Annotated in this window: 5 protein-coding genes; 2 read left to right on the forward strand and 3 right to left on the reverse strand. The window is 46.8% G+C overall.

Annotated elements, in window-relative coordinates; all coding sequences use genetic code 11:
• Positions 1 to 46 precede the first annotated feature (46 nt).
• A complete protein-coding gene (locus GGE08_RS06605; RefSeq protein ID WP_179384107.1) occupies positions 47 to 8,353 on the reverse strand; it encodes a T9SS type B sorting domain-containing protein in 8,307 nt (2,768 codons plus the stop codon).
• A 155-nt stretch (positions 8,354 to 8,508) separates the two neighbouring features.
• Between GGE08_RS06605 and GGE08_RS06610 the strand changes: the two genes are divergently transcribed.
• A complete protein-coding gene (locus tag GGE08_RS06610; protein ID WP_179384108.1) occupies positions 8,509 to 9,627 on the forward strand; it encodes a PQQ-dependent sugar dehydrogenase in 1,119 nt (372 codons plus the stop codon).
• Between the two features lies 1 nt (position 9,628).
• Here the strand turns inward: GGE08_RS06610 and murQ are convergent, their stop codons facing one another.
• The gene (murQ, locus tag GGE08_RS06615) at positions 9,629 to 10,444 is read right to left on the reverse strand and encodes an N-acetylmuramic acid 6-phosphate etherase (protein ID WP_179384109.1); all 816 of its coding nucleotides are present in this window, start codon (positions 10,442 to 10,444) and stop codon (positions 9,629 to 9,631) included.
• An 8-nt stretch (positions 10,445 to 10,452) separates the two neighbouring features.
• Positions 10,453 to 11,202: a DeoR/GlpR family DNA-binding transcription regulator gene (locus tag GGE08_RS06620; protein ID WP_179384110.1), complete on the reverse strand. Its 750-nt coding sequence runs from the start codon at positions 11,200 to 11,202 to the stop codon at positions 10,453 to 10,455.
• 183 nt (positions 11,203 to 11,385) lie between these two features.
• Here GGE08_RS06620 and nagB point away from each other — a divergent pair, with 183 nt between their 5' ends.
• Positions 11,386 to 13,323: a glucosamine-6-phosphate deaminase gene (gene nagB / locus GGE08_RS06625; protein ID WP_179384111.1), complete on the forward strand. Its 1,938-nt coding sequence runs from the start codon at positions 11,386 to 11,388 to the stop codon at positions 13,321 to 13,323.
• Positions 13,324 to 13,347: the final 24 nt, after the last annotated feature.

Raw genomic sequence — 13,347 nt, forward strand, 5'->3', positions numbered from 1 at the left:
AAATTTTGGTGATATTTAGGCCTTGTGACTGAAAATCTTTTTCATCCTATTCCCGGTACAAGGTAAAGTGTCCCACAAATTGCTGGTTCTCACTATCGTTGGCATTTACCACGTACCAATAATCTCCCGTAGGCAATGGTTTACCATCGTAGTTCCCGTCCCATTTCTTCACCTGATCAAGTCGGGCCACTACCCTACCATACCGATCATAAATGATTACGTCGATAAAGGGGAAGTACTCCCTGTTCTCCGGATACCAGAAGTCGTTCAAGTTATCCCCATCGGGTGTGAAGAAATTTGGCATTTCGGGCATGCCTTCAAAATTGAACGGCATAACCAAGGTGGCCTCACATCCATTTCGGTCGCGAACCCGAATACTGATATTGGAGTCCTGGGTTACATTGAAAGTATTCACTTCTCCAAAAGATTCCCCTTGGAAGAAGTATTCGTAATCTCCAAACCCTCCTGTTGCTATAGCTGTAATCTCATCTGGACCCGTCTTGGTCGCTTCCAAGGTCAAGGGTTCGTAGGCCTCTATTTCAAATTCGACAAAGGTAACGCATCCGTTGGCGTGATAAATATAGACCGTATGCATTCCTGCTGGCAAGTCCCCAAAAGTTCTTTGGGTTGTTGCCTGTTGAATATCCTCTACATCCAACGCAAACAGGAGATCCGGTAATTGGGAACCATCTGCAATGTTTACCGTAACCGTACTATTTGGGAAAATCCCTTCACAACCGTACTCTACGACGGGTTCAGCGACTATATCCACACCAACCCCGATTTCTGCAACCACATTGGTTTGGCATCCATTGGCATCACGCACAAATACTACGTAGGTTTCACCTCCTTGGAGATTATCGAAGAATAGGCTGTCGTTCTGAACAAAATCAGCGTCATCGGCAGAATTAACACTCGTATAGTAGGGTGCTGTTCCACCGGTTACTTCCAAGGTCATGCTTCCATCCCCATCTCCCAAACAGGTTTCGGGTGTGGTGTCCACTACGCCCGCTACCAATTCCATCGGTTGGGTAATTTCCACTGTTCTGGTAATGGTACAGCCCAAATCATCCTGAATAATAATATCATATGTTCTTGGGGCCAAATCATTAAATGTTTTTCTGTTCGGATTGTTCGGGTCGTCGCCTTCAAAAAACTCGCTCAGGGTATCGGAAATCGAATATCTGATCTGCCCTGTTCCACCACTGGCTTCAATGATAATCTGTCCGTTCATATCACCGGCACATTGCACGGGAACCGCTTCCAAATAATCCAATACCAATGGGTCTTTGGGCTCTATCACAATAGGGTCCGATATAGCCTCACATCCTCCACTTTGTGCATATACGTAATAGGTACCGGGGTTCAACTCCCTAAAAATCCCTGAGCTTTGGGCCGGACGTACGATTGTTGCTGCTGTTGGCGGAACGGTATTCGAGTTGACAAGCGTATAGACATAGTTACCTATGCCTCCAAAGGCTTCTGAACGTATGATTCCCGTCGCCTCGCCCGCACAGTTAATGGTGGCGTTGGTCAAATCCAAAGCAATCACCAAAGGTGCAGCGGGATCTAGCGAAATCTGGTTGGATTTCTCAAACGGACAGCCATTGGAGTTTTGTACATCGTATTGGAAAGGTCCCGGATCTACGGTAATATCGGCTGCAATCTCTACACTGGTCATTCCTGTGCCAAATGGGATAAAAGGATCGGTAGTACCCGCTCTTCGGTAGAAATAATCCACACCTGGTTCCGGGTTGGTCACCGTAAGTTCCATACGGCCCAAATCCCCACAACCTGGAGGTTGCAGCTCCACAAGTTCTGCTATCACAATCTCTGGGTCTTGCACCTCTATTGGAATGGTAGTGAAGCTACAGTTCCAGCCATCAAAAATGGTGATGGTGTATTCTCCTGCAGATAAATTGGCAAACCTTGGGGTGGTCTGCAATCCACTGTTGGTGCCATCCGTAATTCTGTTCAACTGGTACAGGTAATTGCCAGGGCCTTGTCCGCCTGCTTCATTATAGGCTTCGATCACCGCATCATTATCATTGTTACATGCAAGTGGGCTTACCACTTGAATATCTGCGGAAATTGGTGTAGGCAAAGGCAAATCAATATCCATGGTAGCCTCGCAGCCTCTCAAATCCCGAACGTTTACCGTATAGGTATCGGTGGAAAGATTCTCAAATACGGAGTTGGTATTCGGATAATCTACCAGAATGGTGCCGTCCGAGGCTACCAACTGGTACTCGTAAGTGCCCCATCCTCCATCGCCAGACGCTGTAATCTCCCCAAACCCGGGAACGTTACAGGTCACGGGAGAAGTTTGCACGGCGTCCACGGTAAGAGGACGATCGGGCGAACGTACGGTAGTTACATTGCTCACTGCATCGCAAAACGGCGAATCCAAAGCTTCGATTCGGACCACCAAATTACCCGCAGGAACATTTTCAATACGCTCTGGGGAATTGATAGGTGCATTGGTATCGAAGGTTCCTGTTACACCGGTAGATGTTTCAACGCCAGCGTTATCCCTTGAAAAGACTTCATAATTGTAAACACCAGAGTAGTTGGAAATGTCCAAACTGATGACACCATCGTTACCGTTGAAGCAGGTGACAGGTTCCAACTCGGCAATCACGGCATCAATTGTGTTGTATTCCGGCATATTGATGGTCGTCGTTAAGTAGGTACAACCGCCACTGCCAATATCGGTCACCGCAAAAATGTAATCCCCTGGGGTTGCAATATCCCATGTTACCCTGTCGCTTCCGCCGGAGCTACGAGCAGGCTCTGAACCCAAGGGCAGAATCTCCACTTCGTAATTCCCTGGACCTTCATTGATGATGATGTCAATTGAACCTGGGGTCACTCCACTGCCGGATGCATCACATGTAATTTGATTGACATTGTAGCTAAATGTTATATCGGTAGGGGTATTGATGTTTACCGTTGCTGTTTGCTCACAACCATTTTGATCGCGGGCCGTTAAGATTATCGACTGATTGGTTCCATTGTCAATCACCTCGAAAGTATTGCTCGTCTGGAAGTTGGTTCCATCAAATTGTGGCGTTCCATCGTTCATGCTATAGGTATAGGAACCTGAACCAGTTGGTGTTCCCGTTCCGTCACCATTATCATCAGTATAAATGGTAATGGTGGCCGTACTGAATTGATTACTGGATGGATTACAACTAAACTCTGTGTTTACTGCATTGATCATCAGTTCGGTAGGCTCGTCGATGATGATATTTCCAGAGCGATCCGTACATCCCCTGTCGGAGACAGCTTCTACCTGATATGTACCAGGTTGCAAGTCATCAAATACAGGAGAACCTTGGGGTCCCGCAATCACAGTTGCGGTTGCCCCTTGATACAGCACATAGTTGATGGGTGTATCGGTATCGGTTCCGGGTTGGAGTTCCACCGTAATGGTTCCATCATCTGCTCCAAAACAGGTGACATCGCTACTTGGCGTAGCTGAAATCACCGGCGTATCCACCGTGGAAACAATTACTTCCGCTTCATCCGAACACAAAGGAGAGGTGTTGGAATCCAAATCGGTTACCAAAATATTATAATCTCCGGGCATCACATTGGTAAATACATTGGTGGATTGGGCCGGGCCAATATTGGCCAAGGTGCCTGCATCCCTCAACTGGTATTCAAAGTTACCGCTACCTCCAGTGGTGTTCACTGTAATTTCCCCATCCCCTGCATTACAGGTAGGATATGAAGTAGCATCCGCAGAGATTGCAAAGAAATCAAACACCTCGGCCGTAACTGTATTGGTACAACCGTTTCCGTCCCTAACGGTGATGACATAGCTTCCAGGATTGGGTACTATAAAAGTAGTTCCCGTCTGAAAACCACTTCCGATATCGTACTGGAAGGTTTCTTCTGGTAGACCTGAACCTGTAGACAATGGAGATACAATATCAATTTGATATCCACTGGTCGCAGTACACTGATTAACCACGTCGATTACAGGGTCTGGCACACCAGCTTCTTGGGTGACCGTTAAAGTGGTCAGCGCGGTACATCCGTTGGCATCCTGAACATAAAAGTCGTAATCCGCAGGGTATGGTCCGGGAATCTCAAAGGTGGTTTCCGAAGCAAATGTGGTAGGCGCTGGATCTCCAGTGGGCACATAGGCATAATTGTAGGGCCCAGTGGTTCCAAAACCTCTAACCGTTACCAATGCGCCGACATTACAGGTAGCCTCCACGAAATTGTCAATGGCGATGGATACCGAACTAATATCGATAAAGGCCAAAGTGCTGCCACTACATCCATTGGTGTCGTCGCGGACAATGATTTGATAATTGCCAGGAGCCAATCCGTTGATGGTTCCGTTGTAGGGAATGGTTGCTCCAGTAAACGAACTGCTGGATACATTGGCGCCCGTATCCGTATTTTGAACGGTAATGGTAAAATCACCGGGTGCCGAAATACCGGCCACCTCATAGTCAATGGAGCCACTGCCGGCCACATTACAGGAAGCCGACAAGGATGTTGCTGTTACCGCAACCGGATTACTTGGTCCAATCGGGTCAATTTCTTCGATATAGGTACATCCCAAAGCATCCCGTACCTCAACAAAATAGGTAACACCTGAGACTACCTGACCTGTAAAATCATAGGTGTCGCCCCCTGATGTCGCGGGATTGAATGAGGGTTCTCCCACCAATCTAAATTCGTAAGGCGCCGTTCCACCCGTAGCTCTAACCCGATAGGGAAACGAGGTATCTGAACAAATGGCAGGGTCAGCATCCAAAGGAATCAAGTCCAACTGATTTTGGTCAATGACAACAGGGTCACGGTCTTCACAACCTTGTGCATCGGTGGTGATAAGGGTGTAGTTGCCCAAAGGCAAATTCGGAAAGTTTACGGTGGTACTGGCAGTTCCTGTTGATGCCGCGACCGTACCGCCAAACTCATCCACCAATACATAGTCGAATGGCGCTACACCATTATTGATGGTGGCCAAAATGGAGCCGTTCACCGCTCCGGCGGAACAAACGGCATCTGTTGGGGTAGCGGTTGCGTCCAATGGGGCACTGGAACCTATGGTTACCGAATAGGCCGGACTCACACAGCCTCTACTATCACGGATAACAAAACCACCATGGGTCCCAGCTCCGTAGCCTGAGAATATATTTTGTGTGCTAAATGTCGCACCATTATCATTACTGAACTCGTAAGGTGGTATCCCTTGGGTGGTATCGGGAATCAACTCCACTACCCCACTGGCATTGTCCCCACATTGGGTATCGGTGGCCACAGCGGTACCTGCGATGGTTTCGGGTGGAGAAATGGTCACGGTGTTGGTTTCGGTCGTACAACCTCTCGCATCCGTAATCATAAACTGGAACGTTGTATCCGAAATGATGGAACCATCATTCGGAATACTGTACACAAAAGAGTTTCCAGAAATATTGTTGTTGTCCGAAGTGTATGGTGCTCCGTTAATACTTACTTCGTAAATATCATAATCGCCCGAAGAGGTATAACCATTACTTATGTTCACCTGGATCTGTCCGGGAGGGCCTGCACAATCCAATTCTTGAATGGTGGTCGCATTGGCCATTACCTGTGGCTCGATGGTTGCCGTGACCGTGTCCCTGCAATCATTGGCATCTACTACCTCAATGGTGTATGTACCTGGGGTAAGGCCGTTAAAACTGGCACTGGCACCCAACACCCCTCCATTAATTCGGTATTGATATGGGGCCAAACCTCCAGTGGCATTTACCGCAAGGGTGGCCGCGGTAAAATTGTCATAACAAAAATCGGAGGATGCAGCATCCAAGGTTAAGGTCGGGGCATCCAAACGGGTCAAGGTGAAACTATCGGTCACGGTACATCCGTTGGCATCGGTAACACTCACTTGATAGGTGCCATCTTGTGAAAGGTTGGAAAAAGTACTTCCATTTTTGGGACCACGGGTAGAACCGTCTGGCTGGGTCAACGTATATCGGTTACCGCCCCAACCACCAACAGTATTGATGCGAACGGCTCCCGTATTTCCATTTTGACAGCTCATTGCGGTCACATCAAGACTGGAAATAGCGAATGCGGTGGATGGTTCTTCAATCACCAAGGTAGCAGTATCCGTGCAATTGGTTTCCTCGTCAGTTACGGAGATCACATAACTTCCGGCAGCCAAGCCTGTCAACGGAATGATACTGCTATTTTGTCCAGCGGAAACGGGCCCACCATCGATGCTGTAGCTATAGGTGGTATTGAAACCGTCCACCAAAAAGCGCCCCTCTCCGTCGGAATCTCCAACGCAGGTCACTACGCGAGTCTGCTGCCCCTGAACACCAATGGAACTGATATCCGTAATGGCATAGTTTTCATCGTAGGAACATCCTTCGCTATCGGTGACCCTAAAGGTATAGGTTCCTAGACCCAAACCAGTAAAGGTACTGTTGCTTCCATTGTTTACGGCACTGGCTGCTGGAGCGATAATCTCATAGGTATATGTTCCAGAACCACCGGTAACGGTCAAATCCAAAGACGCCGTGGTCGTGATGCAATCCAAGCTTGAAATACTAAAATCCAAGTTAGTAGGCTTGTTAAGGGTATTGAACACGATATCGGGGAGTGCTTGCACACATCCATTGGCATCCCGAATCATGGGAGTGTAGGTTCCAACACCAAGGCTCGGGAACACAGGGTTGCTGCTAAAGCCGGCTCCTACGCTGTATTCATAAGGTGCGGTTCCTCCAGAGACCCCCGAGATGGTAATCTGACCACCATTTTCATCACCGCATGTTGGCACAGCGTCCGGTGTGGCGGTTGCGGTAATCGTCGACGGAGTGCCTATGGTCGCTGCTTGAGGTGTTGTGGTACACGTAAAAGAGTCCTGCTCATAGCGAAGTACCACATCATAATTGCCTGGGGCCAGGTTGGAAAAGGTATTGCTTATCTGAAAGGTTGCCCCATTATTGACACTATACTGAATTTCGTATCCATATCCATTGGTCACGTTTACCGTAATCCTACCATCGTTGGCGCCGCCACAATTGGCATCCTCCTCGGTAAAACTGAATACGGGAGGCGGGATATTCTCTACATCTACAGCTGCGGTGCGTTGACATCCATTGGCGTCCTCCACCAAAATATTGTAAGTGCCAGCCGAGCTTACAGAAAAAGAGGAAGTACTGGAATAGGTAGAACCGAATGGACCTCCATCCACACTGAATCGATAGGGTGCTGTTCCCCCACTTGTGGTCACGTTGACATTGACGGATGTTGCCCCGCAACCAAAACTATCGGATGCCGTTGCCGAAACCGCCAATGGGCTGATACCGCCGCCAATAACGATAGGGTCCCCATTAACGTCGGTAGTGATGGTTTCGGAACAGGAATTGGTCTCAACACGAATAGAATAAGTACCTGGACTTACATTGTCAAAAGAATACGAATCAGCACCATTGGGTCCGAATGTATCCACCGATACTCCATTTTTTATAAGCCGATAAGTGTAAAAACCAGGAACCCCGGATACCGCAACATCAATACTGCCCAATTCTCCACTACACAAAATATCGTTGGCGGTAACGTCCACATTGATATCCAAATCACCTACGGTGACCAAATTGGATGGGAATACACATGCGGTTTGGGACACATTTTTTAATCGTACAAAAACTCGATAATCGCCAGAGGCGGTGATATCAAAGAAAGGATCATCTTGATAAGGTCCTGCGGAACTGTTCAAACTGTATTCGTACCCTGCAGGAACATTGGTAACCTCTACCCTTCCAGGATTACCACAAATAATATCTTCTTTTATGAGTTGTGGGTTAAGTGGGTTAAGGGTGGATTTAAAGTAGTAGTACTGTCCAGAGTTGACCCGTACCCTATATTCGCCCGCTGCCGCCAAATTAAAAGTGGAACCCGTTCCCACGGTGTTCCAAGTACAGGCGTTGTTGATGGTGGGACAATCGTCCACTACGGTAGGGGCACAACTATTGGGGTCCAATCGCTGCCATTGGTAGGAACTTCCAGATTGACTTAGGGTAAGCGTCCGAACATCGCTGGTTCCGCAAAGGAAGAACTTGGCCAAGGTACTTCCATCGTTTGGACAAACCACTTCCTCGTTCGCACCGTTGATGATAGTGGAGAACATAGGAGCTGTTGCGAGCAGTTCATTGTCTTCGGTAAACGATTCCTCTGCAGCAACTTCGGGAATCTCGTTTTGGGTATCCGACACTGCGTTACTGGAAACAATTTTGGTAAGTATCCGAGTAACGTTTGTTTTTGCTAATACCGTGGAACCGAATATTGATATGAACACCAACAACACGACATATAGCAAATGCCTTGTTTTTTGTGGGAGCATAGGGTTAAGTCTTGTTTGGAAGAATACTTCAGATTTGGGACCTTAATATTCTAGATAGTAATTTTCTGTTCGTATAAATTTCTTTTTATCTTCAACACACCCAACCATAATAAATGGTCGTTTATCTATTAAATCTGTTATTTCAACGTAAAATTATGCAAAATAGTCTCTTATTTCCCATTTTTTTCGTTGTACTGCTTAGTACATCCTGCGCGCAAACTTCGGATAAAGAGATAAAAACTCCCGAAACCCTTGATTTTACTGCTGAACTCGTGATTGACGACATTGAAAACGCTTGGGGCATGGTTTTCTTGCCCAAAGGCGGCATTTTGTACTCGGAAAAGTCCGGAAAGCTAAAATTTTATAACTCTGGGAGGGTAAGCGAGGTTGAAAATCTACCGGAGGTGTACAACCGGGGACAGGGCGGTTTGATGGATATTGAACTACATCCCAATTACGAAAACAATGGTTGGATCTATCTCTCCTACGCCTCTACGGAAGGAAACGGAAAAGGGGGCAACACCGCCATTATGAGGGCCAAATTATCTAACAACAAATTGGTCCAGCAAGAAAAACTTTACAAGGCATCTCCCAACTCCACAAGAGGACAACATTTTGGTTCCCGAATCGAATTTGACAGGGATGGTTACTTGCTTTTTTCCATTGGGGAGCGTGGCAACCGGGATGTCAATCCACAGGACATCACCAGGGATGGTGGTAAAATTTATCGGTTGTATGATGATGGTCGCATTCCCGATGACAATCCATTTGTGGACCAAGCGGAAGCCAAAAAAGCGATTTGGAGCTATGGGCATCGAAATCCACAGGGATTGGCCCTGCATCCCGAAACCGGCCAACTTTGGGAACACGAGCACGGTCCAAGGGGCGGGGATGAAATCAACATCATACAAAAAGGAGTAAACTACGGATGGCCTATAATTACCTACGGCATCAATTATAGTGGCACGCCAATCACAGATGAAACCTCACGCCCGGGAATGGAGCAACCCCTCTACCAGTGGACTCCCTCCATTGCACCATCGGGAATGGCGTTCGTTACCTCGGACAAATATTCCAAATGGAAAGGAAGCTTATTGGTGGGGTCTTTGGCCTTTCAATATTTGGAACGCTTGGAATTGCACAATAACAAGGTGGTATATCGTGAAAAATTGATGGATGGTATGGGAAGGGTTCGCAATGTAAGGCAAGCACCTGATGGTTTTATCTATGTTAGTGTTGAAGGCAAAGGGATTTACCGACTGGTTCCCAAATAATCTATTTTTTTAAGGCATCCACGGCCAATTTTACGGAGCCATATTGTTTGAGCGCTTTTTCGGCCTCTTCGTAGTTGAGACCCAACTCTTCCATGATGTAACGCGTTCCTCGATCTACTAATTTGGTGTTGCTTAACTGCATGTTCACCATTTTGTTCCCTTTCACCCTACCAATGCGAATCATCAATCCTGTGGAAATCATGTTGAGTACCAATTTTTGACTGGTACCGCTTTTCATTCGGGTACTTCCTGTTAAAAACTCCGGTCCCACGTTTACTTCGATGGGAATGGTTGCCGCATTCGCCAATGGTGAACCCGGATTATTGGTCATGCCCACTGTTAAAATCCCATGGGCATTGGCATCGGCAATTCCTCCCAAAACATAGGGAGTGGTGCCTGAAGCTGCAATTCCGACCAGAACATCATTTTCGTTTATCCCATATTCCAAAAGGTCCTTCCAAGCTTGCTCGGTATCATCTTCGGCAAACTCAACTGCCTTTCGTATCGCTTGGTCGCCTCCCGCAATAAGTCCGATTACCCTTTCATGGGGCATTCCAAATGTTGGTGGTATTTCAGAAGCATCCAATATGCCCAGCCTTCCACTGGTTCCTGCGCCTATGTAAAATAACCTCCCCCCTTGCTCAAAACGCTTTGCCGTTTCATCGATTACCTTTGCGATTTGCGGAATTACCTTTTCCACGGCATCTGCTACTTTTTTATCCTCTTGGTTGATGTGGGTCACGATATCCAGCGCATCCATTTGTTCCAATCCATCATAATTGGAAGGTGCTTCGGTAATCCTTTTATGCTTGTCCATTACAATATTTAGAGTATTTGTGTGTTCAGGTTTTTAAAGGCATCAAGTTTGTTATCCCATGGCTCCAGTTCCGTAATCATGGTATTGATCACATTCAAACTGCACGTCTTGAATCGATGCTGCGAATTCAATTTTTCGGAGATGCACAATAGCACTGCTTTCTTGGAGGCATTGATGACCGCCTTCTTGGTCTGTACCACATCCCAGTCAAACTCGGTGAGCCCAAATTCGGTATCCACATAGCCCGTACCGATAAAACTATAATCCACCTTTATTTCGGAAAGGGCATGAATGGCACTGGGTCCCATGGCAATCTGCGAATCGCGCGACAAGGTACCACCAATAAAGATGGTCTCCACATTCGGTTTGCGAAGCAATTCCATGGCTACAGGAAGACTAAGCGTAAAGCAGGTCAGTTTCAGATTTACAGGCAATAATTTGGCCATTTCCAAACAGGTGGTTCCTCCATCAATCAAAATAACGCTATTGTTGCGTAGCAAGGCAATCGCTTTTTTGGCGATGGCAACCTTCTTGTCCAAGGCATATACATTGTTCCTTTGGGGACTATGGTTGGAAAAGCCTAGGGAAACCGCTCCCCCATGCACCTTAACCAATAGGTTTTCCTCATCCAGTTCCTTCACGTCCCTTCTAACAGTATCCACCGAAACGTTGAGTTTATCGGCCAAATCGGCCAGTAAAACTTTATTATGGAGCTCTACCTCGTTCAGTATGGCGTGTTGTCTTTCTTCTTTCAGCATGGGATTGATGTTTTCATCCAAAAATCAAAAGTAAAAACAATTGCAGAAAACAAGCTGTATGTAAACAGAATGTTATTTCTTGCCCAAAACTGCAATTAAATGCAAATATATTGCAAATTATTGCAAGTATTTGCTTTTTTAGTCTATATTTGTCCTGTAAAACTGGTAAAAAGCAAATTAAACATGCAAGAATTAGCCAACAATCCCATCAAACGAGAACCTTTGGATGCCGAAATCGTCAAGTTCGAAAAAATCAACACCCACATTTATCAAGATTCGCAAAGTGCATCCTGGTATGTGGCCAACGAAATTGCCAGCTTGATCGAGCAAAAACAAGAGCAAGGGCAAAAAGCGGTTCTTGGTCTCGCTACGGGATCTACACCAACAAAGGTGTACGACTATTTGGTGCAATTCCACAAAGAGGGCAGACTGAGCTTTAAAAATGTGGTCACCTTCAATTTGGATGAATATTTCCCCATGGAGCCCGACTCCATTCATAGCTATGTTCGTTTTATGAACGAGCATCTGTTCGACCATATCGATATTGAACCTCACAATGTGCATATTCCAGATGGTAGCTTGCCCAAGGAAGAGATTCGAAAATATTGTTTGGATTATGAGGAAAAAATCAAAAATGTGGGCGGCATTGATATTCAAGTTTTAGGTATCGGCCGAACCGGACACATCGGTTTCAACGAGCCTGGTTCTTCCCTCAATTCCAAAACGCGTTTGGTTCGTTTGGACCGTGTGACCCGTTTGGATGCGGCAAGTGATTTCTTTGGTGAGGAAAACGTACCGCGCCGTGCCATCACCATGGGTGTCGGCACTATTATGGATGCCAAAAGAATCATCATCATGGCATGGGGCGAAGGCAAGGCACCCATAGTTCAACAAGCTGTGGAAGGGGAAATAAAGGAATCTGTTCCTGCGACATTCTTGCAGCATCACACTAATTGTGACTTTGTACTGGATGATGCCGCTTCTTCTTACCTGACCAGGGTCAAGACCCCGTGGTTGGTGAGCGAATGTGATTGGGATGAAAAACTCATCAAGACCGCCTCCATCTGGCTGTCCGAAAAATTGAACAAGGCCCTTTTAAAATTGACCAACGAGGACTACAACGAACATGGTATGGGTAACCTTATTGCCGAAGTTGGGTCCGCTGAACAGATCAACCTTTCCGTTTTTAACCAATTACAACGAACCATTACTGGCTGGCCGGGCGGAAAACCGAATGCTGATGACAGTCAAAGGCCGGAGCGAGCGCAACCTCATCCCAAAACATCCTTGATCTTTAGTCCGCACCCCGATGACGATGTGATTTCCATGGGAGGCACCTTGTTGCGATTGGTGGACCAAGGACATCATGTGCACGTGGCCTACCAAACCTCGGGAAACATTGCCGTTTTTGATGATGAGGTCATCCGTTTTCTGGATTTTGCCACCGATGTGCAAAAAGACAACAAAGAACTGCAGAAAAAGTTCAAGGAAGTGCGAAAGTTCTTGGCCAATAAAAAGCCTGGGGAGCTAGATAGTCCTGAGGTACAGCAGTTCAAAGGGCTCATCCGAAAAGGGGAAGCCTTAGCTGCCTGCCGATACTGCGGGGTACCCGAGGAGAATGCCCACTTCCAGAACCTTCCTTTTTATGAAACCGGAGCGGTACGTAAAAAACCACTTTCCGAGGAAGATGTGCAAATCACCTACGACCTCTTACAGAAACTCAAGCCACACCAAATATTTGCGGCAGGCGACCTTTCCGACCCCCATGGCACTCACCGAGTTTGCTTGGACGTTATCTACAAAGCCATACAGCGACTGGTTGACGAAGGCTCCGATTGGATCAGAAACTGCTACGTTTGGCTCTACCGTGGAGCTTGGCAAGAATGGGATATTGCAGATATGGAAATGGCGGTACCCATCGGTCCTAAGGATATGACCCGAAAGATCAACGCCATTTTTAAGCACCAGTCCCAAAAGGATAGTGCCATGTTCCCCGGAAACGACAAAAGGGAATTCTGGCAAAGGGCGGAGCAAAGGAACAAGGAAACTGCAAACCGCTACAATCAACTGGGTATGGCCGAATATGAAGCCATGGAAGGTTTTGTGCGCTATCGTTTTTAAAATAACACTCTTTTAAGTTGTTAG

This window comes from Allomuricauda sp. ARW1Y1, from assembly GCF_013407935.1.
In the GTDB taxonomy this organism is placed as follows: domain Bacteria; phylum Bacteroidota; class Bacteroidia; order Flavobacteriales; family Flavobacteriaceae; genus Flagellimonas.

Bases quoted from the DNA above. Each gene is read 5' to 3' on its own strand.
- GGE08_RS06605 (WP_179384107.1), bottom strand. From the start codon at position 8,353: ATGCTCCCACAAAAAACAAGGCATTTGCTATATGTCGTGTTGTTGGTG.
- GGE08_RS06610 (WP_179384108.1), top strand. From the start codon at position 8,509: ATGCAAAATAGTCTCTTATTTCCCATTTTTTTCGTTGTACTGCTTAGT.
- murQ (WP_179384109.1), bottom strand. From the start codon at position 10,444: ATGGACAAGCATAAAAGGATTACCGAAGCACCTTCCAATTATGATGGA.
- GGE08_RS06620 (WP_179384110.1), bottom strand. From the start codon at position 11,202: ATGCTGAAAGAAGAAAGACAACACGCCATACTGAACGAGGTAGAGCTC.
- nagB (WP_179384111.1), top strand. From the start codon at position 11,386: ATGCAAGAATTAGCCAACAATCCCATCAAACGAGAACCTTTGGATGCC.